Origin of the sequence: Bacteroides sp. RTP21281st1_H5_RTP21281_210402 (genome assembly GCF_040918965.1) — a bacterium.
Classification (GTDB): Bacteria; Bacteroidota; Bacteroidia; order Bacteroidales; family Bacteroidaceae; genus Bacteroides; species Bacteroides congonensis.
Window position 1 is genome coordinate 1 of sequence record NZ_JBCOWR010000028.1, and the last position, 19593, is coordinate 19593.

At 43.9% G+C, this 19593-nt stretch carries 21 protein-coding genes and 1 pseudogene; 7 read left to right on the top strand and 15 right to left on the bottom strand.

All coding sequences use genetic code 11. The features are described from left to right. Positions 1 to 78: 78 nt before the first annotated feature. Positions 79 to 535: pseudogene (locus AB5443_RS23515) on the top strand (DUF2284 domain-containing protein); the annotation flags it as partial. A 100-nt stretch (positions 536 to 635) separates the two neighbouring features. Here AB5443_RS23515 and AB5443_RS23520 read toward each other — a convergent pair. The 7 genes from AB5443_RS23520 to AB5443_RS23550 form a co-directional block, all read right to left on the bottom strand. Next, entirely contained in the window at positions 636 to 2036 is a 1401-nt protein-coding gene (locus tag AB5443_RS23520; RefSeq protein ID WP_008782451.1) for an OmpA family protein, read from the bottom strand. Between the two features lie 53 nt (positions 2037 to 2089). Beyond that, a complete protein-coding gene (gene mobV / locus AB5443_RS23525; protein ID WP_008782450.1) occupies positions 2090 to 3547 on the bottom strand; it encodes a MobV family relaxase in 1458 nt (485 codons plus the stop codon). Positions 3548 to 3764: 217 nt separating this feature from the next. Beyond that, positions 3765 to 4610: a hypothetical protein gene (locus AB5443_RS23530; RefSeq protein ID WP_008782449.1), complete on the bottom strand. Its 846-nt coding sequence runs from the start codon at positions 4608 to 4610 to the stop codon at positions 3765 to 3767. Then, complete coding sequence (locus tag AB5443_RS23535; RefSeq protein WP_008782448.1) at positions 4600 to 5190, bottom strand: hypothetical protein; 591 nt, start codon at positions 5188 to 5190, stop codon at positions 4600 to 4602. Before AB5443_RS23535 ends, AB5443_RS23530 begins: the two co-directional genes overlap by 11 nt. Next, complete coding sequence (locus tag AB5443_RS23540; protein ID WP_032951914.1) at positions 5181 to 5582, bottom strand: hypothetical protein; 402 nt, start codon at positions 5580 to 5582, stop codon at positions 5181 to 5183. The genes AB5443_RS23535 and AB5443_RS23540 overlap by 10 nt, the downstream gene beginning before the upstream one ends. Beyond that, entirely contained in the window at positions 5579 to 6025 is a 447-nt protein-coding gene (locus AB5443_RS23545) for a hypothetical protein (RefSeq protein ID WP_005680025.1), read from the bottom strand. The genes AB5443_RS23540 and AB5443_RS23545 overlap by 4 nt, the downstream gene beginning before the upstream one ends. A gap of 27 nt (positions 6026 to 6052) precedes the next feature. Further along, a complete protein-coding gene (locus tag AB5443_RS23550; RefSeq protein WP_005680026.1) occupies positions 6053 to 7102 on the bottom strand; it encodes a hypothetical protein in 1050 nt (349 codons plus the stop codon). Positions 7103 to 7340: 238 nt separating this feature from the next. Between AB5443_RS23550 and AB5443_RS23555 the strand changes: the two genes are divergently transcribed. Both AB5443_RS23555 and AB5443_RS23560 read left to right on the top strand, forming a co-directional pair. Beyond that, positions 7341 to 7952, top strand: coding sequence for a recombinase family protein (locus AB5443_RS23555; RefSeq protein ID WP_005680028.1), 612 nt, complete (start codon positions 7341 to 7343; stop codon positions 7950 to 7952). A 263-nt stretch (positions 7953 to 8215) separates the two neighbouring features. Continuing rightward, complete coding sequence (locus AB5443_RS23560; RefSeq protein WP_255204174.1) at positions 8216 to 8509, top strand: HU family DNA-binding protein; 294 nt, start codon at positions 8216 to 8218, stop codon at positions 8507 to 8509. An 87-nt stretch (positions 8510 to 8596) separates the two neighbouring features. Here AB5443_RS23560 and AB5443_RS23565 read toward each other — a convergent pair whose 3' ends face one another. The 5 genes from AB5443_RS23565 to AB5443_RS23585 all read right to left on the bottom strand — a co-directional run bounded on the left by AB5443_RS23565 (position 8597) and on the right by AB5443_RS23585 (position 10762). Further along, complete coding sequence (locus AB5443_RS23565) at positions 8597 to 8977, bottom strand: single-stranded DNA-binding protein (protein ID WP_005680031.1); 381 nt, start codon at positions 8975 to 8977, stop codon at positions 8597 to 8599. A gap of 683 nt (positions 8978 to 9660) precedes the next feature. Beyond that, positions 9661 to 9918: a hypothetical protein gene (locus tag AB5443_RS23570; RefSeq protein WP_005680032.1), complete on the bottom strand. Its 258-nt coding sequence runs from the start codon at positions 9916 to 9918 to the stop codon at positions 9661 to 9663. Continuing rightward, entirely contained in the window at positions 9902 to 10261 is a 360-nt protein-coding gene (locus AB5443_RS23575) for a hypothetical protein (RefSeq protein ID WP_005680034.1), read from the bottom strand. The genes AB5443_RS23570 and AB5443_RS23575 overlap by 17 nt, the downstream gene beginning before the upstream one ends. An 11-nt stretch (positions 10262 to 10272) precedes the next feature. Then, positions 10273 to 10449, bottom strand: coding sequence for a hypothetical protein (locus AB5443_RS23580; protein ID WP_005680036.1), 177 nt, complete (start codon positions 10447 to 10449; stop codon positions 10273 to 10275). Between the two features lie 19 nt (positions 10450 to 10468). Continuing rightward, positions 10469 to 10762: a hypothetical protein gene (locus AB5443_RS23585; RefSeq protein WP_005680037.1), complete on the bottom strand. Its 294-nt coding sequence runs from the start codon at positions 10760 to 10762 to the stop codon at positions 10469 to 10471. A gap of 91 nt (positions 10763 to 10853) precedes the next feature. Here AB5443_RS23585 and AB5443_RS23590 point away from each other — a divergent pair, with 91 nt between their 5' ends. Then, positions 10854 to 11051, top strand: coding sequence for a hypothetical protein (locus tag AB5443_RS23590; protein ID WP_157443250.1), 198 nt, complete (start codon positions 10854 to 10856; stop codon positions 11049 to 11051). A 1263-nt stretch (positions 11052 to 12314) separates the two neighbouring features. On the opposite strand, the gene AB5443_RS23595 is transcribed toward AB5443_RS23590, so the two are convergent. From AB5443_RS23595 to AB5443_RS23605, 3 genes are all read right to left on the bottom strand, one after another. After that, positions 12315 to 12803 (bottom strand): HU family DNA-binding protein, encoded by a 489-nt coding sequence (locus AB5443_RS23595; RefSeq protein WP_283140077.1) that lies wholly within the window; start codon positions 12801 to 12803, stop codon positions 12315 to 12317. Positions 12804 to 13266: 463 nt separating this feature from the next. Continuing rightward, complete coding sequence (locus tag AB5443_RS23600; RefSeq protein ID WP_283140078.1) at positions 13267 to 14706, bottom strand: tagaturonate reductase; 1440 nt, start codon at positions 14704 to 14706, stop codon at positions 13267 to 13269. Positions 14707 to 14732: 26 nt separating this feature from the next. Then, positions 14733 to 15800 carry a substrate-binding domain-containing protein gene (locus AB5443_RS23605; RefSeq protein WP_283140079.1) on the bottom strand — a complete coding sequence of 356 codons (1068 nt, stop codon included), beginning with the start codon at positions 15798 to 15800 and terminating at the stop codon, positions 14733 to 14735. Between the two features lie 198 nt (positions 15801 to 15998). On the opposite strand from AB5443_RS23605, the gene uxaC reads away from it, so the two are divergent. The 3 genes from uxaC to AB5443_RS23620 form a co-directional block, all read left to right on the top strand. Further along, positions 15999 to 17405 (top strand): glucuronate isomerase, encoded by a 1407-nt coding sequence (uxaC, locus tag AB5443_RS23610; protein WP_283140080.1) that lies wholly within the window; start codon positions 15999 to 16001, stop codon positions 17403 to 17405. A 618-nt stretch (positions 17406 to 18023) separates the two neighbouring features. Further along, positions 18024 to 19139 carry a DUF3575 domain-containing protein gene (locus AB5443_RS23615; protein WP_283140081.1) on the top strand — a complete coding sequence of 372 codons (1116 nt, stop codon included), beginning with the start codon at positions 18024 to 18026 and terminating at the stop codon, positions 19137 to 19139. Further along, the coding region (locus AB5443_RS23620; protein ID WP_368119645.1) for a DUF5119 domain-containing protein at positions 19136 to 19593 on the top strand (458 nt) is incomplete at its 3' end. The genes AB5443_RS23615 and AB5443_RS23620, both read left to right, overlap by 4 nt.

Sequence of the window (19593 nt, forward strand, 5' to 3'; positions counted from 1 at the left end):
AATAACAAAGCCCGGGCTTGAGAAAGTCTGGGCTTTGCGCATAAAAAAAGGCTGTGTCAGCGTTTTGACACAACCTCATGTCCGCCGTTCGATTTCGATACCGGAGAATTTCTGCGCCAATACAAGTATGCCTATCTTATAGCTACCAAAATTGTTCCTATCGAAAAAGGCATCCCGATAGACAAATCACAAGAGTTAATCAGGCCTGAACGAATCAGGGTAGAAAAAGAACTGTTGAAACTGGAACTCAGATTCGGAGGTCGGGCATTCGCCTATGTAGGAAAATGCCTATACTGTCCCGATTCCGAATGCGCCCGCAAATGCAACCGTCCTTGCCTGCATCCGGACAAAGTACGTCCCTCGCTTGAAGCATTCGGGTTCGATATGACACGAACACTCTCGGAACTTTTCGGGATAGAACTGCTTTGGGGAAAGAATGGTATTCTACCGGAATATCTTGTGATTGTAAGCGGATTATTTCATAACTCGACAGAAAATATTATCAGCGAAGCGTAATCAGGATTCAGGAATATAATCTTATTACTCTCATTGATAACGTCATGACAGCCATTCACAAAAAAGTCCCTGCAATCCGGATTATAGATTGAGGGACTTGATGAAAGTTAATGTAAAAACTAAAAAAATAACTCCACTTTCGTATGCCTGTTGGCTTCGACCGGCACATGGTCGGCTATGCCGCCCCTGCTTGTCTTGACGATGCGTTCGATCGGTATGCCACGCTTCTCCAATTCCGTAACAATATAATCAGTTCTTGATGCACTTAATGAACCATTAAGCACGGGAGTTCCAGTCGAACTGTCGGCTGCGCCGGTTACTCTCAAGGATAATCCGTATTTCTTGGCCACGCGAGCCAGTTCATCAAGGTTAAGCATTTGGGAAGCATCCGTCAGGTGCGCCGTATTGAGGTTAAAAAAGAAATAGACAGGCGACCCGATGCAATTTCCGGCTTGTATGAGTTCCGTCCTTTCAGAGACGATTATACCCGGCTTTTCAGCATCATCTCCGTTGTTGCCATATCCAATATTTGCCGAATCAAGCGGCGAGATTCCATCCCAGTGCCGGTTTCTTAATCTTGCCCGGAGTGAGTTCAGCCCACTATAATTATTCATGGGATAACCTTGGCGGCTGTCGGTCTCATCGTCATCAACGAGATGGCCATACTTGTCAAGCAAACCTTCTATTTCCAGAATTTTCTTCAATTCTGCGAGCGCCCGTCGGTTGTGGTCGTGCCAGTCTTTATAACGCTTGTTTTCTCCGGACAAGACATCGGCATAATCCACGAGCCACTCATTCTGACGAATGTAAGGCGTAGCATCCACTGCACGTTTCCAACCGACCTTTCCGAAATGGAACGTGAATCCGGCGGTCAACGATAGCATGTGGTCGCCGAGGCGGTTCGGGCGTCCGTAACCATCGAAGTCCTGAAAGGTGGTCGTGCCGGAGAGTTCCAATATGGCACTTACCCGTTGGGAAATCCGATATTCTCCCTGTACGCCATACGAAACAGCAAAAGGGTTATTCCCGTTAGAGGCGTTGTGCAACAGGCCGACACCTGCAAAGGGAGCAAGATTCCAGCGTACCTGTTCTTGCCGGGCATATCTGCGGCCAAGGACATTCCACAGCAGATCCGCATGGATATGGTGGTAGTCCTGATTGGACAATGTTCCATCTTTGAACTGCACACCGCTGTAATTGATACGTGCGCCGACGGACGGAGTGAACCATTTTCCGACTGCGAAACTGTACGAGGGTTTCAAGCGTCCGAAGAGGTCTTCGCAGCCGAGAGGTGTGCCGAGAAAGGCGGACGTACCCCCGGCAATACTGACAAACCAGTTGCCAGTCAAGGATGCCGGAAGTACCACTCCGTCAAGATAGACGGGCTGTATCGGTTGCAGTTCCTCCGAGACATTATAGTACGGTGTATGTTGTACAGTATCCACCTGTACGGGTTGTACACTTGCCTGTGCCTGCAACGTGCAAAGCACGACCAATATAAAAAAGATTTGTTTCGTCATATTCCAATGATATTATTCGTTATACTTTTTGATTTGTAGTAAGGCGATGCCACTTACCGTTTAGGTTTCTTGCCAATGGCCGGACGCATCATGCGGCTCGCCATCCTCATGCAGCGGAGTGCCCATGCACGGTTGTCCTCGTCCTCGTCGCGCCCCCATTTCAGGTCGCTGCCGCCACCTCCGCCGCCACGCGTTTCGGCAAAAGTGGTGGCATCATCGACCATACCGAGAAACAGCATCGTCGCGCAGTGCATCACGTCCGTACCTTGTTCCGCTATGGACTGGACGAGCGAGCCGTCGAACAGTTGCCGTTCCGCCACGTCCATTTGTGCCGATACGTTCCTATACTCGCCGACCACATTTTCCAGCAGGACATCCTTGAGCAACGTGTCTACTTTGGAATATACATCATGGGAGTATTTGTAGGCTTCCTCCTTGAGTTCCCCGGTACGTTCCTCAATAGCATCCATGTTCTCTTTCAGCTCGGCAAGCTGCCGGTCAGCCGTCTGTAACTTCTCCTGCTTATCTGCCAGTTGCCTGTTGATTCCGGCCAGTTCTTTTTCCAGACTTTTCACTTGTGCGGCTAATTGTTCCGCATCGCCCTTGTTCGCTTTCAAATCCTGTTCGGCTGCCGATAGTAGGACCTCTTTTTCGGCTTTCGACTTCTCAAGGTTATCGACCATTGTCGTAAGCCCCTTGACCCTGCGCTCTGCCAGACGGATGTCCGATTGGAGGTCAGCCAAAACTTTTTGATGACGGCTGATATTTTCCTCGATGGTCGTACATTCTTCCGACAACATACGGCGGTATTCTTCGGTCGTCCTGTGCCGTGCTCCTGTTTCGGATATGCTTGTTCCCCTCGACATTCCCCACCTTGTATTGACTTCGGCGAAAAAGTCGGTATGAAGCTGTTTCATCCTTGCGCTGTATTCAAACTTGTCCTTACCGGCAAATATTTCCTTGTACGCAAAGCGACCGTCTTTGATTGGCAGGAGCGTACAGTGGACGTGCGGGTTCAATTCGTCAAGGTGTACGATGAATGCGGCGATGTTCTGTTCACCATATTTGCCACTCACAAATGAATAAACATCCTTCGCCCATCGTTCGATATCGCTTTCCCTTTTGATATGGGTATTGTCCGCATCTTTCTCGAAATCCACTTTCTGCGTGCCGAATGCGAGTTCGTGCATCCGTTCACGGGAGCCGCCGAAAATGAAGTTCACCACCGTGCGGTACTTCGGTTCTGCCAGTCCTTCGTTGGGGTCTTTGATTCCACGCCTCTCCAATATGTCCGCCATCCGTTCGGGAATGCTGCGGCTTGTATCAATGGGGCGCACCTTGCCTCCGGGCGCAATCTCGAAGTTCAGGTGTTTGCGTGTGGGATCGTAATTCCCCTTATCCATAGCATACTTTTCCGCCTTTTCACTGCGATTGCGCAAATGTTCGTTGCTTTGCGCGGTGGTAATACCTTTCGACACCCGAATATCAAGTACCTGTTTTTGATCTGCCATACTCTTTTCGTGTTGTTTGGACAATCCGTCCTGTCCCAGCTTGCTGCTTGCCCGGACAGCCTCCCGACGGTCGATAGACGGTCGGGGTATTAGGCTCCCCCTTCCCTTTGTTTCGTGGCAGACGGGCAAGCCCGTGTGCCTCCTATAACCGGCAGGATAACCGTTAAGGGATGGAGGTGGATTGTTCGCGTTATACAATCTGTTTTCGACTCCCGGTTCAATCCACCATCGCCTGTGCCTTTGCCAGAAGCGATAAAAAAGGTTTGCGAAGCGATTTGAGGCGTTCTTGGTCTTCGTCCATGTCGAAGTCCGTCACTGATGCCTCGGTGTCGAGAATCAGCCCGGCGAGGTCTTTGGCGGACTCGATGAAAGCAGCCCATTCTTCACCGAGGTCAAACCGGAAGAAATCCACAAGCGGCGAACTGTCATCGAATCTCGACTTGTGCAGGATTTTTTGCAGGGCGGCGTGGGCGATGCAGCACAAGGCTGTTTCACGATGTTCCGTGACCAAAGTGCCGGAATGTGCGGAGGTCGTGTTGGAATGGGTGTCCGAACAGAGTCCGGTGTCACGGTCGGCAATTTCAGTCTTTGCCAGACTTACGAGTTGTCCACATATTACGCCAGTTTCGGCAGCGGTCGTTTTGCCGATTACCCAATCGGACAATACCTCACGGAGCTGTCCGGCAAAATCCGGCTGCTCCTGTGCATTGCGGGGCTGTGCTGCCTGACCGGATTGTACGGTCATGGTAATGACCACGCTTTTGGGAAGCTGGATACGGGTCAGCAAGCCGAATGCCTCCATTGCACTCAAAAAAGAACGGACGGTAGCCCTGTGCCAATGCCACTCCGATGCGAGGTCGGAAACGGTCAGGTGGCACTGGTTGGGTTGCAGCACGTAGTCCTTCTTTCTTAAAAACGGAGAAACGAAACCTGCCAGTGATTTGTCCAACAGGTCACAGTACGCTTCGGTGCGTGTCTTGCGATCGTCCCCCTTTTCCTTGAGGTAGTCGAATACCTCCCTGTCTGCCAATATGGAAACAGGTATCTTTTGGTTATTTTTCATTTTCATTCGGTTTTAATGATTCATATTGTGCGGATATATCAGTGTTGCCGCTGTCCGCTTCATGCGGCAGATTTGCGTGATGATTGTCGTGATAGGATTCTGACAACATTCCGGGATGCTTTGCCCATCCGGAAAGTGTGCCCGTATCCTTGCATTCGGACATGACCCGAACGGAGGGATAGAACAGGGCTGCCAGAAGAAGATAGGCAATGGTTATTGCCAAGGTGTACAGATGCGGCACAAAGCCGATGACCAGTGCGACCGACGCGAGTGTGACAAATGCACGGGGGCGGTCAAGCAACCTGCGTAACCAGTTGTCCGTCCGTCGGAACGAGAACATCGCGGCACAGACACCGGTAGAGAGTAGGATTCCAAACTCGCCCATGTGTCCACAGGCATATACATAATGGAAAAGAAGCAGGCATATCAGCCATACTTGCACATATAGTTTACGGGCGTTGCCGCTTCGTGCCATTGCCATGTAAAAGGTTGCCATGAACCGCTTGTTGTTCTTGTACAATGACATGGATACCCCGAAAGGTATCACGCAGAAAATGAGTAGCAGGATATTCAGTAACATAAGTAATAGGGCTTTTCGGGTATGGGAGCGGGACACACAATGAGTTCCAATTGGATAATGCCGTATGTTGCCAGCCGGATAAGGGTTTCGGCATCCTTGGGCGAAAAGTACATGGCCGCTTTCTTGATGCGCTGCTTGAATGTAATGTCTTGCTTTCGGTAGATGGCCAAAGCCTTGTCCAGTTCGTGTTCGGGAATAGTCCATGTCGTACCCTCGGCGTGTATGCCGTTCGTCTTGAAGGCACGCAGTACCAATGTACGGGAAACGAGGTAGTCGGTGCGGTCGGTTCTTGAGATGATATGCTCCTTGTAGAGATTGTCATCGGCAACCTCTATCCACGTCCGGTAGGCATTGATGCAATAGACCATCTGTCGGTATAAGGTGTTTCTCATATAAAATTCATCAGCACGTCGGACTTGTCTTTCTTGTATTTCAGGAACCCGCTTTTGGAGTGTAGTTCCAAGTCGAGGCATAAGTCCCCGTACATCTGCTCCAAAGAATCATAGATGGTGACAAGGATGCTGTTTACATTGCCCTCCGTATCCGTCTTGGCGTTCATCTTGAACATCTGTCCGAAAGCGGGATTCGAGTATGCACAAGTGCTGTGACCGAATTTTTCCGTCCGCATCGGAATATGGTGGTAGAGCGTGATCAACTCCATGTCGTCCTCGAACATATCCATTACTTCGTCCAGTTCGTAAGGGGTGCGCAACGGAAACGTAAGCAGCACATAGTCGCCGTAGAACTGCGGTTCTTCCATCGTCGTCACATCGAGCAACTGCGGAAGTTGCAGGGGGACGAATGCCATGAAGTCATTATAAAAATGTCGTAACATATTCATATCTTTTTCTGTTGTTATATTTTACAGCGTGTGTATGAATGCCTCCATCAGCATTCCGGGCAGCTCGTCCAAGCGGTTGTCTCCGGGGTGCAGCATCCTGCCCAACTCCCTGAAAGCGTCGGGTGTCTGCGAGGCAAGCATATCGAGTTGCTCTCTTTCTTCGGCTGAAAGCAACGCCAGGCAGAAACCGTCCAACGACGAATAAGGCTGGAGAAGCATCCAGATGTAGGCTTGTGCCTGTGCCGGTGTCTTGACTTTTTTATTGCAGATGTCGTCGATACAGGTTCGGATATTCTGAATCAGCCTGCGGTTGGTGCGCATGGCCAGATAAATCATGGCATTGCGATAGGTGATGTCGTTCCGTTCGGCGGCAAGGAATATCTGTGCACAGCATCGTTCCGTGTCATGAGTGATGTCGGAAAGATTCTCGCCGTCGAAATCAGGCAGACGTGAAAGGAATGCCCGGTACACGGCATCCTCCTTTTCGATAAAGGTCGTCAGGTCTGCCATACAATGAATACCGTAATCAATCGTTTCAGCAAGGGTAGTTCGATAAGTGGCAAGAATGTGTTGTCGGTTTCTCTGACTGACGGGCCGGTTATCCAATGAGGCAAAGAACGGTCGGATTGTTTCAGCCGCACGATGCAACTCTTTGTCTTCAAGATGCGGTGAGATTTGTTCTTTTACCCACAGTATATCCTTATAAGTGCGTGTTTGAGACAGCACCATCCGTGAAAATTCCATGCGGATGGAATCATGTATCTGTTCACACTCTTCTCTTACAGTGGAATGAAGCCGGCCAAGCGTATCACATTCGAGATGCAGGAATACGGAATCCCTCAATGTTTGCCATTGCTTGAGGTGTCCGGCCAATTCTTTAATGGAGAGTTTTTTCTGCCTGCGTATGTCGGACAGGTATTCCCTGTATGTTCCGGCAGGGTCATTCTTGGCTTTCGCCAATCGTTTGCCATTGCCGTTGTCGCATGACGCGCATAGGAATATGGCAATCGAAACGGCAATTATTTTGGCAAAGATTATCGGCTGTTTTAAGTTCGATTTTAATGTTTTCATACTATATCATTTCGTACTATTTAGTGCAAAACTATATATTATTTTTGATACTTCGCATCCGAAAAACCGTATTTTGTGCATTTTTTAATATCGTACTTAATAGTATGATTACCAATGAAAACAAGTGAAGATAAAACACGTGGAAATGTACGATTTTCGTTTTTTAATATAGTATGATTCATATACTCGAATAAAACTTGTATATTTGCACTTGTTATCATGAATATTGTATATTGATATGGCAAAAGTCGGTTATATATTCGAGGCTAATTCCTACGATGCGTTTGATGCGGATAAGGAATGGATGCGCCAATATGGGTGTGTACAGGTGGTTGAAGAATCGGTCGGACACGAGACGCTTAGGCCGAGATGGAAACAACTGATGTCGAATCTTGAAAGAGGAGACGAATTGGTGATGTCAAAATTCAGCAATGCCGTTCGTGGTTTACGGGAACTATCGGCATTGATTGAGCTATGCCGCATCAAGGTCGTGCGTATTATCTCCATTCACGATAAAATTGACACCGACAACAAATTGTTTCCGGACACGACACCGGCGGAAGTATTGGCCATGTTCGGGGCATTACCGGAGGAAGTGGCTGTTTTGCGGAAGTCGTCGGATAAAATTATACGCCTGCAGCAGAGTATCAGTATTCCGATTTCCAAAAAAAGTATGAGTAAAACTGAACGGGACAAAAAAATCGTGGATATGTATAACAATGGGTATTCAATCCGTGATATTTGGAAAGAAAGCGGTGTCCAAAGTAAAAGCACCGTGTACAGCATTCTCAATAAATACAAGGTTCAGCTTAACCGAACACCGGGACGAGTGCCGGGCATCCGGAAATAGAACTTATAAATCAATATGGATATTGAAAATCAATAGATTGCTTGCGTAATTCATCGTTTTTTCGTATCTTTAAGTTGGATATAACTATATAAAAACAAGACCTATGGGAGATATTATAATTTTATTGCTGGTGTTCTTGGTAGTGGGCAGGCTTTTGAGGGGCGTGTTCGGAGGATTCAGCAAAAGCAGTTTTCGGGATGACAAATAACTCCGGATTGTTGTAACTGGCAGATATTTGTTAATTTTGCACCGTATTCATAAAAATCAAGAACAATATGACAAAAGCGGAAATTGTCGCTCAGATCTCACGGCAGAGCGGAATAGAGAAAACGGTGGTGATGACTGTGATAGAATCATTCATGGAAAATGTAAAAGAGTCGATGGTTGCGGGAAACGAGGTGTTCTTGCGCGGGTTCGGTAGCTTTATCATCAAACGGAGAGCTGAAAAGACGGCCCGGAACATTTCGAAGAATACGACAATTAAAATTCCCGCTCACAATATCCCTGCATTCAAACCTGCCAAAGCATTTCTGAATGCGGTAAAAGAGAACAAGTAGAGTATAAAAGTACAGATGGTGCAACAACACCGTAATGAGTAAAACAAAAGCGACCCGAAGGCCGCTTTTGTCGTGATAAGGCAAGGATTATTTCTTGCCTTTTTTCGCTGGTTTGGCCGGCTTTTCAGGAGTTTCCTCCTTCTCGACGGGCGGATAGAACTTGACGGCGACCATCACGATACGGTTGTGTTTCACACCGCTTTGGTCGCTCCATTCTTCGGGCTTGAAATACCCCTCGACGGTCAGCATCGTACCCTTGGTCAGTTGGTCGAACGACCCGGTGTTCTCGTTTTTACGCCACGCCTCAAAATTCATAAAGGCGGAAACGCGTTTGGATTCCTCGCCATTATTCTCCAATCGGCTTACTGCCAGAGGGAAACGTGCTACACTTGCGTTGGTGAACTGACGGATTTCTGCATCCTTTCCTACGAAACCGGTTACTACGAAATTGTTTTCAATCTTTTTCATAATGAATTGTTTTTAGAAGTTATTAAATCAATTTTACGCTGCCTCAAAAAGTAGGTGCAGTTAAGGGGATGCACCAAGGCCGGACGCATCAATACTCTTTATTTTTGTCCGTAGGCAAAACCGGAAGGCTCGATAAAGGAAGATTGTACGGCTGCGCCATTGGTCAAGACTTCCAAAGTCGTTCCCGTCTGCATACTATCTTTGCATCGGAAAATGATGATGACTTCGGCGGAAAACTATTCTGAAAATGAGCGGAAAACCGTAGTTGCAGGGGAAGTGAAAGTGCAATCCGTCCACCGGCACAATGGTGCGCGTTTCGGCTGTAAGTCCGCAGAATCGGCAGGTATTTTCGTGTAATTCGGTCGGACTGAATTGAGGTGGCTACAAACAGAACACTGAACTGACAACAGGTTGCGGTACCGCAGAAGGGAATATCAACGAAGTGGCGACAAAAGGCGGAACGGGATATCGGGGTACTGCCATGTTCCCGTCCGGCAGAAAGAAAAGGGGACAAAAGGGAAAAAGGAAAGAACCCTGCTTTTCGGAAAAGCGGACGGAGCTTTTCACGAATGGCTGTTTTTTACAAAAGGATATGGCGCAGCCAAAAGAGAGAGATAGATGTAAAAAAGGGAATGCGGCGTGGCAGGAATGGAAGATTATCCCGTTCCTGCCTGCCTGTATCATCAAAATTCTGCCATGATTACCCGATGCTCGAAAATCTTTTTTTGATTACTGGGACGTCTTTGGCAAACCCATAGGTGATGCTTGCCATAGCCGAAGACGAAATAATCATCAAGGCGTGTTTTTTCTTGTAGGCGTTCCATGCCGGTACGCAGTTCCGCTTCATCGGTTGAGAAAAGAATCGTGTTGATGATACGGAAGTAGAGTTCTGTTACCTCGTCACAATAAGGACAAAAGCTATGCTCAATCGTTGCTTTCATGTTTCTTTGATTTTAATTCTACTTCTACTATGTCTTCTATTCGACCATACAGGACAGAGCGCAACGCTGTTTTGTCAATGGCGTAATACTCGGCGATATGTCCGTGCTGTTTTACGAAATATCGTTTGAGAACATCGGAGAAATCAAAGAAGTAGCCCATCAATGCGATACCTCTTTTGAAATGGATGCACTCTTTCACGTTTCGGGTAATCCAGTTCTTGTCTTCACGGCTCAACTTGTCTCCGTTATCAAGTTGTTCCCGTAACTGGTAAACCCTGCTGTCTTTCAGCTTCTCTAATTCGGGTACGTCCCATTGGACGAATTTCATTGCTATCTGCTGCATCGCTCTTGTATTTAATCGTAAATAATCACTTCATCACGATACTCGACCACCTCTTTGCCACTACTAAGACGCACCACTATTTTATTGCCGAAGTCGCCGACAACTGTTCCCTCAGAGTAGCCTTTATAGGGGGTAAGCAAGGTGCAGTGCGCACCTATAATTTCGCTATTTTCTTCGTATTCGTACATAAGTCATGTCATTTTACGGTTACAACTTGATATCCCATTTCCCCTGTGAGAAGATTCTGAAGCTCACGTATTCGTCTGTAAATTCGTAGGACAGAATTTTGATATAAGTTTTGTCTTTGGCTTCCAACGAAGCTATCAGTCTGTCGATTTCTTCTTCCGGATAAACCCAACGAGAGGTAAACTCCGCATCCACACTATCGCTGTGTCTATTGACAAAGCCGTCGAAAGTGTCATCCAAGAATGCCTCTATCTTGTCGAGGTCTGCTTTGTTTTCCGTCCTTGCGTAGAAAATGTTTGTTGCATAGTTTGCCATAATCCTAAGTTTTAAGTTTTTTATTTTCCCTCTTTTAGCATTTCAGCTACTTTCGGGCTTGATTGAAAATTATGTCGCCTCAAAAGGTGTTATGGCTCTTTATGCAGGGTTTCACGACCAAATACGACCTCTGCAAAGCGGAGCGTGGAGATTTTGTCGGGAACCGTCAGGCTGTGACCTTGAATACAAGAAAGCCATGACAAGTACCTTTGCGACACAATTCTCATCAGGCAGCCTGAAAGTCGATATGCAAGAATGTGGGAGTACACCTGCAATGGGTAATCTGTAAATGGGACTATGGAATAAAAGGGGATTGCAGCGAAAAGAGAAAATATCGGTGTGACTATCTTCTCTTTTGACTGCAAATATAAAAGTATGGGGAGGTCGTTTGGGAAAGGTTTAGTTTAGTCTATTAGCCTATATATATGCTAAACTAAAGTAAACTAAATATAGGCAGATATATTGGGCTGCCTGTATATGTGTTTCGAGGGAAATAGCTACCTTTGCAAAAAACAATGTTCCTTGAAAAAAAGATTAGCTCCTTTTTTCTTTTGGCTGCGATTTTTCGCTAATGAATACAGAAACAATAACTCTTCGCGAAAGAATGAAAATCGAGCAAAAAGGTTTGGAAAAATGCTCAAAGTACGAACAAGTGAAGAGAAAGAAAGGTAGTGCAAACAAAAAAACAGGAAAATGCGATAATTTGTGTTTCTGTTCCTAATTTGTTCCTTAATAAAAACATGTCGGAATATAAATCATTGGTTTACAAAATATTACAGTGTGGACTTTTGAGATATAACTAAATTTTCCAGATTTCCTAACAAGGATAAAAGCTAAACACTTTCATCTATTAATATGTAATGTTGCATATGCAAACACTATTGCTGCAACGCTACAAAGATAGAAAATATTTCGCATAAACAACACTCTTGGGGTATTGAGACCACAAATTTGGGATAAAATAAGATGAAAAACAATATTGAAGATTAATTATATTCAATGTATCTTGAGGATAATATGCATTTGAACAATCTGCAAAGTTACATCCTGACGACGAAAGATTAATGAATTGCGAAAATATTCTTTTCTCATTATAAAGCGATGGATACTATTGATCCCTAAAGCATTTAAGATTTGCCAGACTTCCTATATAAGGTAAAAACTAAACACTTTCATCAATAATATTAATGTAGAGCAACTTACGCTGCTATAACACTGCAAAGACAAAAACATTCCTCATAAAATACATTCTTTGAAGAGATTGATATAGGAGAAATCAAAATTTCTCTTGCTTTTTTCTATAGATAGGAAACAAAAAGAGATATGAAAACAAAATATAAATCCAGTAGAAGTTACATTTTTTCGTATGCAATTCTTACCATAACTCTGCACTTAATAGTAAATTCGCCGTTGGGCAACGGTGAAATCGTCGTTGGGCAACCACGAATTCGCCGTTGCCCAACGACGATTTAAACCATACCTACCCGAAATGTCAAAAAATAGGGAAAGTTCCCGAAAGAACCTTCCCTATCAAAAGCATTTTTAGTAAAAACTAAGCCGCCGGATCAGGATCCGGGGTTTCTCCAGAATCTCCACCGGAACCACCACCTGCGTCAGGCTCACCGCTGTTGCCACCATTCGTATCCGCCACATTATCTCCGAACAGTTCTATGCTTACTGAACCAAGCATCTCTTTGAACGAATTTCCCGGAGTGAAGACTATCTTTCTTCTAACAATAGTATTAGCATTCACGTCTTCTACACTATTTTGGCTTTCCGCATTGATAGCCGGACGGAATGAACCAAACTCTCCCAACTTCACAGAAAACCCTTCCTCTATGAAAGATACCATGGTATCCTGTACGCCTTTCAGCACTACGTCCACCATAGCCCGATGGATACCCGTCCGCTGATTTACCTCGTCGCATAACTTGTTATAGTTGATGCTTCCCACTAGTACATTTGCCGCAACATACTTTTCCACCTTATTGTCCTTGTCAAAACACAAGGTGATTTTTTTCTTTTTATATCTTATTGCCATATTTGCTATAGATTAAAAAGTGATACAATATACAGAAGTCACTCTACTGACTTCACAACAAAGGTATAAGTCTTATTCGAGATTTCCTAATAGGAAAATTTTGGAAAAAGGCAATTTCATTCTTTGTTTATTTACAAATATGAAATAAGACATACAAAATGCAAATTCAAGTCAATCAAATGAATTATATAGTTATAAATCAATATATTAAAAATAAAATCAGAAAGAAAATAGGCGACATATAAAAAATAAACGGCCTACTAAGGATTTGAAGCTTTAAAAAACGCGGAAAGTAAGAAAATTAAGGTTGAGAAAAATAAAAAATACAGAAGAAGAATATTTTCACTTTTAAGAATCATTAACCAACACTTCCAAATAAATAAACAAAAAGGGTGTTTCGATAGTCGTCTTTCCTATCAAAACACCCTTTATATTTATCGACTTTCGTCCGTTCGCCTGTCTATTACAAAATGCCCTTCACTGTTTCAAGCATTCCTTTTTCCTGAATTGAATCCAAATCCGCTTTCACAGCTTCTGTCAGTCCCGGAATCTTATTCAGGTCTTCACCCCAAATAAATTCAGCACCTAAGACACCTTCTGCAACCTTCTTTGTGCAGCCAGTAGCCCAAAGCTCTTTCAGCAAGTTCATGATTTCAGGAGCATCATTCGGTACAATTTCAGCACCGTCGGCACGTACGCCACCTTTATAATAAGTAATGATAGCAGCCAAACCGAGTACTAATCCCTTAGGAAGTTCACCTTTGCGTTCCAAGTAAGTTTTCAACCCCGGAAGATCACGAGTTTCAAATTTCGGGAATGAGTTCAGCATAATGCTTGTTACTGCATGGTCTACAAACGGGTTATTGAAACGTTCCAATACGTCGTTAGCAAATTTCTCTAATTCATCTTTCGGCAAATTCAATGTTTCCATCAGTTCGTCAAACATCACTTTATGGATATATTTACCGATTACTTCGTGCTGACAAGCATCACGAACGATATTCACTCCGGACAGAAAAGCAACCGGAGAAAGAACTGTGTGAGGGCCATTCAACAGAGTCACTTTACGTTCATGGTAAGGAGCTTCCGACGGAACGAACAACACATTCAGACCTGCCTTATCAGCCGGGAATTCTTTGGCAACTTCCTGCGGAGCTTCAATTACCCACAGATGGAAAATTTCAGCCTGAACAACCAAGTTATCATCATATTGCAATTTTTCTTTGATAGCAGCAATATCCTTGCGTGGGAATCCCGGAACGATACGGTCTACCAATGTCGCATATACGCCACAAGCTTCTTCAAACCAAGTTTTGAATTCATTACCCAAGTTCCACAATTCAATATACTGATAAATCGTTTCTTTCAGTTTGTGGCCGTTCAGGAAAATTAGTTCACAAGGGAAAATAATCAAACCTTTCGTTTTATCACCGTTGAATGTTTTAAAACGATGATACAGCAATTGAGTCAATTTACCCGGATACGATGAAGCAGGAGCATCATCAAGCTTGCAAGTCGGATCAAAAGCGATTCCGGCTTCTGTAGTATTCGAAATAACGAAACGCATTTCCGGTTGTTCTGCCAACTTCATGAACTCATCATTCTGAGTATACGGGTTTAACGCACGACTGATTACATCAATCATTGTCAAGCTGTTAACAGCCTCTCCTTTATCCAATCCTTGAAGATTAACATGGTAAAGGTCATCCTGCGCATTCAACATATCGACCATGCCTTTATCAATAGGTTGAACCACTACAACACTGCTGTTAAAATCAGTTTTTTGATTCATGTTATAAATAATCCAATCTACAAAAGCGCGTAAAAAGTTACCTTCGCCAAATTGAATAATACGCTCCGGACGTTGTACTTTAGGAGCAGTTTCTTTGTTTAATGCTTTCATGTTAGTTGTAATTTATAAAGTTGATATTATACAAATTCAAAATAAAAATCAATATTCTCTTTAATCAATATGTCAATAGGCATATATTTCACAGAATCGACAGTCTTTTTAAATACCACGTGGTCACACAATGCCTTTACTCCACAGTATCCTTGTAATCCGGGACGCTGACCAATCAGATAATGTACATCACCCGATTTCAGAAGGTCTACATTTGCTTTCAGAAGGTCATATCCAATCAATCCTTTCATACCACGTCCTGTGTGACGGAGATACTCACCTAATTGATAAACCCTGGAATTAAAGACAACACCGAGTACAGCTTTCGGATGCGCTTGAAAAAAATCATCCAAAATCTGCTGATTATTTTCCTGATTGGATTTATTGAGCACTACTTCATGAATCGTCAGATTATTGTATTCTTCAGTTATATAACTCATAAAGCCTTTCAAACGGCGCTGCATCTGTATTTCAGCAGGATTATCCTTACTATTACTTAGAAACAGAACCAGTTCCTGCCCTTCTCCTACCGAATAATTACGCATCAATATTTTGGCCGCAATATATCCACTTTTGTAAGAATCCTGCCCGATATATGTCAATGCATCCACCTCTTCCATATTGAAATCGACAAAGGCATACGCTATCTTATTCTCTTGCAGATAAGCTGTCAATGACAGCGTTTCTTCCCGGAAATTCGGAGCAATCAAAACGGCATCCACATTGTTATCCTTAATAGTACGGCAGGCTTCCTGATAACTTTGCTCGTCACCATGATGATAGCACAGATAATCCACGCTCACATTGAATGGACGCAACTCTTGTCGGGCACGTTCAATACCACCCACTACCGAATGCCAGTAATCATGTTCTATATAATAAGGAATCAGACAAATGAAAGAGTATTTCTTTTTAGCAGCCAGTCCGATAGCAAATACATTAGGCTGATAATGAATCTCATCCAGTACCTTTTGCACTTTTGCTTTGCTCTTGGGAGATACGTCACCGCGATTGTGCAATACCCTGTCAACCGTTCCGGCGGAAACACCGGCCATGCGGGCTATGTCTTTAATGGTATAGTTCTGGTCCTCCATAGTGCTAAAACTTAAATATTATAAATAATCGCTGCAAATATACGAATTATTTTGTTACTCCAAGTAAATTTTCTATTTTTGTGTTCGATAACGGTTAATAAAACTAAAACGAGATTTACACCTATTAGCTTTAAAATCAATACTATATAGGTATAAATACAGAAAGTAATAATTTTATATACTTAAAACACAGTAATAATGAAGAACTTCATGGACGAAAACTTTTTGTTGCAGACAGAAACCGCACAAAAGTTGTATCACGAGCATGCGGCTAAAATGCCGATCATCGACTATCACTGTCATTTAATCCCACAAATGGTAGCTGACGACTACAAGTTTAAATCACTGACTGAAATCTGGTTAGGTGGCGACCACTATAAATGGCGTGCAATGCGTACAAATGGTGTAGACGAACGCTTCTGTACAGGTAAAGACACTACAGACTGGGAGAAATTCGAAAAATGGGCTGAAACAGTTCCTTATACATTCCGTAACCCGCTATACCACTGGACTCATCTTGAATTAAAGACAGCATTCGGCATCAATAAGATATTGAATCCGCAAACAGCACGTGAGATTTACGATGAATGCAATGAGAAGTTGGCTCAACCTGAATATTCAGCTCGCGGAATGATGCGTCGTTACCATGTAGAAGCAGTATGCACTACGGATGACCCTATCGATTCACTGGAATACCACATCAAAACCCGTGAAAGCGGATTTGAAGTAAAGATGTTGCCGACCTGGCGTCCGGATAAGGCTATGGCGGTAGAAGTTCCTGCCGATTTCCGTGCTTACGTAGAAAAACTAGCAGAAGTAAGCGGTATTACTATCTCCAACTTTGATGATATGATTACCGCTTTACGCAAACGCCATGACTTCTTCGCAGAACAAGGATGCCGCTTGTCTGACCATGGTATCGAAGAATTCTACGCAGAAGACTATACAGACGCAGAAATCAAAGCTATATTTAATAAGGTATATGGTGGTGCAGAACTGACAAAAGAAGAAATTCTGAAGTTCAAATCAGCTATGCTTGTGATTTTCGGAGAGATGGATTGGGAAAAAGGATGGACGCAACAGTTCCATTATGGAGCCATCCGTAACAACAACACCAGGATGTTTAAACTGTTAGGCCCTGACACTGGCTTCGACTCTATCGGTGAATTTACAACTGCCAAAGCAATGGCTAAATTCCTCGACCGTCTGAACACGAATGGCAAATTGACTAAAACAATCCTCTACAATCTGAATCCATGTGCAAACGAAGTTATCGCTACTATGTTAGGCAACTTCCAAGATGGTTCCGTAGCAGGAAAAATCCAATTTGGTTCCGGATGGTGGTTCCTGGACCAAAAGGACGGTATGGAAAAACAAATGAACGCCTTGTCCGTACTTGGTCTTTTAAGCCGCTTTGTAGGTATGTTGACAGACTCCCGCTCATTCCTCTCCTATCCTCGCCATGAATATTTCCGTCGTACATTATGCAATCTTGTAGGACGTGATGTAGAGAATGGAGAAATCCCAGTGTCTGAAATGGAACGCGTTAATCAGATGATTGAAGACATCAGCTACAATAACGCAAAGAACTTCTTCAAGTTCTAATAATAGAATATAAATATAAACAATACCGCTGTTTTGAATTCAAATTCAAGCAGCGGTATTTTATTTATTTCACCTCAAAACAACTTCCGATTAAACATAAATATTTGTATAAATAGAAAAAGAGAGAATACTTCATTTTGGGGATATAAATATCATTTTATTTAAACTATTTCATTAATGCAATTCTGACAAATAATAGTTTTATTCAACCATTTAACATTGCAAACCCATAATTATAGCTATAATTTTTATTACACAGAATTAAAATAACCAACACATCCCCAAAATACAAGTTAGTTTTTTTTTAACTAATATAAGATTGGATGAATTACTTATTATTTTTTAATTTTGCACCGCAATTTTTCTTTAGGGAAGGAAATTGTAAAATGAAAAATATATAGGTTTGACAAGCGAGCAAACCAAAGGGGAAATTCTATAATTGGGGTTAATTTATAAATGGAATACAGAATTCTACTGCTGATTGTGTCGATACTTTTTACTGGCACGGTCATGGCAGAAAGTACGTTAAACAAAGATACGATCAGTGTACGCGTTTATTTCCGGCAAGGTTATTCAATTTTGGAATCTGCATATCGAAATAATGGTACACGTTTAGAGATGTTTGCTGCACAGTTCCGTGCGCTACAGGCAGACCGGACTATTCGTCTGCGATACATCCATATAGATGTCGGTGCTTCACCGGAAGGAAGTAGTAGTCTTAATAGACGCCTTTCGGATAAGCGGGCTATCCGGATTATGGATTACTTACGCAATCATACATCGTTCCCTGATTCACTTGTAAAGGTTAGTTCTCACGGTATAAACTGGGAAAGATTGAAGAAGCTGGTCGCAGCATCGGATATGCCTTATAAAGATGAAGTCCTTGATGTTTTACACACTACACCGGAACAGGTAGTATGGAACAACAAAATCGAAGACGAGCGAAAACTGCAGTTGAAAGCATTACACAACGGGCAGCCATATAGATATATGTATGAGCACTTCTTTCCTGAATTAAGAAGTGCCGGTGTAAACATATACTGCGAATTCGAGCGCTTACCGAAATTAGAGTTACCATCGGCCGGCATCAAACATCCTGCTCCTAAAGCCGAAACTCTACCTTTGAACTTAGAGAATACATCTGTGACTCCAGAGTCAGCGCCACGCAAGCCATTCTGTATGGTTCTGAAAACTAATATGCTCTATGATGCGTTTCTTATTCCCAACCTTGGTGTGGAATTTCATATCAGGCGGGGATGGTCCGTTGGCGGCAATTGGATGTACGCATGGTGGAAGAATGACACACGCCATAACTATTGGCGCGTGTATGGAGGTGAACTGGATATCCGTAAATATATGGACCATCGTGCAACCAAAAATCCACTCACTGGGCATCACCTTGGCATCTACAGCCAAATATTGACTTATGATTTCGAAACTGGCGGTCGTGGCTATATGGCCGGGACACCGGGTGGTACACTGTTAGATAAAGCTAATTATACTGTAGGGTTGGAATACGGTTATTCACTGCCTGTCAACCGAAAACTTAACATCGATTTCACGTTAGGTGTAGGTTACATGACTGGTCAATATCATGAATACCTGCCCCTTGATGGGTGCAACGTGTGGCAGAGCACCAAGCAGCGCCGTTGGTGGGGTCCTACGAAAGCGGAAATATCGTTAGTGTGGTTTGTCGGACGCGACGGTTACAACGGGAAAGGAGGTAAACAATGAAAAAAACACATTGTTTTTCCACCCATATGCTTTATATCACAACATCCCTGCTGATGGTGGGATGTGAGCACAAAGAACTATGCCACGACCATCCGCACACAACGCAGCTACAGGTTGTCTTCGACTGGGCGAAAGCCCCCGACGCGTCTCCCAAATCCATGTCGCTCTATCTGTTTCCGCAGGATGGCGGCAAGGCGCTGCGTTACGAGTTCGCAGGTCATAAAGGCGGCAAAATCCGGGTACCGGCGGGACACTATGACGCATTGTGCCTGAACAGCGATACAGAAGGCATCTACTACCGCAACACAGAGAAAAGAACAACTTTCGAGGTGACGACGCGCACGACAGCACTCCTGTCACGTCTTTCTTCATTGGGTGTGCCCTCTCAAAATGCGCCCCGCGCCGAAGGGACGAAAAACGAACGTGTAGCATTGGAACCGGACCGTGTGTGGAG

Excerpts from the sequence above, each read along its gene's own strand:
- AB5443_RS23520 (WP_008782451.1), bottom strand. The coding sequence starts at position 2,036 with ATGACGAAACAAATCTTTTTTATATTGGTCGTGCTTTGCACGTTGCAG.
- AB5443_RS23535 (WP_008782448.1), bottom strand. The coding sequence starts at position 5,190 with ATGTTACTGAATATCCTGCTACTCATTTTCTGCGTGATACCTTTCGGG.
- AB5443_RS23575 (WP_005680034.1), bottom strand. The coding sequence starts at position 10,261 with ATGCAGCAGATAGCAATGAAATTCGTCCAATGGGACGTACCCGAATTA.
- AB5443_RS23595 (WP_283140077.1), bottom strand. The coding sequence starts at position 12,803 with ATGGCAATAAGATATAAAAAGAAAAAAATCACCTTGTGTTTTGACAAG.
- AB5443_RS23555 (WP_005680028.1), top strand. The coding sequence starts at position 7,341 with ATGGCAAAAGTCGGTTATATATTCGAGGCTAATTCCTACGATGCGTTT.
- AB5443_RS23585 (WP_005680037.1), bottom strand. The coding sequence starts at position 10,762 with ATGGCAAACTATGCAACAAACATTTTCTACGCAAGGACGGAAAACAAA.
- AB5443_RS23605 (WP_283140079.1), bottom strand. The coding sequence starts at position 15,800 with ATGGAGGACCAGAACTATACCATTAAAGACATAGCCCGCATGGCCGGT.
- uxaC (WP_283140080.1), top strand. The coding sequence starts at position 15,999 with ATGAAGAACTTCATGGACGAAAACTTTTTGTTGCAGACAGAAACCGCA.
- AB5443_RS23545 (WP_005680025.1), bottom strand. The coding sequence starts at position 6,025 with ATGTTACGACATTTTTATAATGACTTCATGGCATTCGTCCCCCTGCAA.
- AB5443_RS23590 (WP_157443250.1), top strand. The coding sequence starts at position 10,854 with ATGGCTCTTTATGCAGGGTTTCACGACCAAATACGACCTCTGCAAAGC.
- AB5443_RS23530 (WP_008782449.1), bottom strand. The coding sequence starts at position 4,610 with ATGAAAAATAACCAAAAGATACCTGTTTCCATATTGGCAGACAGGGAG.
- AB5443_RS23600 (WP_283140078.1), bottom strand. The coding sequence starts at position 14,706 with ATGAAAGCATTAAACAAAGAAACTGCTCCTAAAGTACAACGTCCGGAG.
- mobV (WP_008782450.1), bottom strand. The coding sequence starts at position 3,547 with ATGGCAGATCAAAAACAGGTACTTGATATTCGGGTGTCGAAAGGTATT.
- AB5443_RS23550 (WP_005680026.1), bottom strand. The coding sequence starts at position 7,102 with ATGAAAACATTAAAATCGAACTTAAAACAGCCGATAATCTTTGCCAAA.
- AB5443_RS23580 (WP_005680036.1), bottom strand. The coding sequence starts at position 10,449 with ATGTACGAATACGAAGAAAATAGCGAAATTATAGGTGCGCACTGCACC.
- AB5443_RS23565 (WP_005680031.1), bottom strand. The coding sequence starts at position 8,977 with ATGAAAAAGATTGAAAACAATTTCGTAGTAACCGGTTTCGTAGGAAAG.
- AB5443_RS23570 (WP_005680032.1), bottom strand. The coding sequence starts at position 9,918 with ATGAAAGCAACGATTGAGCATAGCTTTTGTCCTTATTGTGACGAGGTA.
- AB5443_RS23540 (WP_032951914.1), bottom strand. The coding sequence starts at position 5,582 with ATGAGAAACACCTTATACCGACAGATGGTCTATTGCATCAATGCCTAC.
- AB5443_RS23615 (WP_283140081.1), top strand. The coding sequence starts at position 18,024 with ATGTTTGCTGCACAGTTCCGTGCGCTACAGGCAGACCGGACTATTCGT.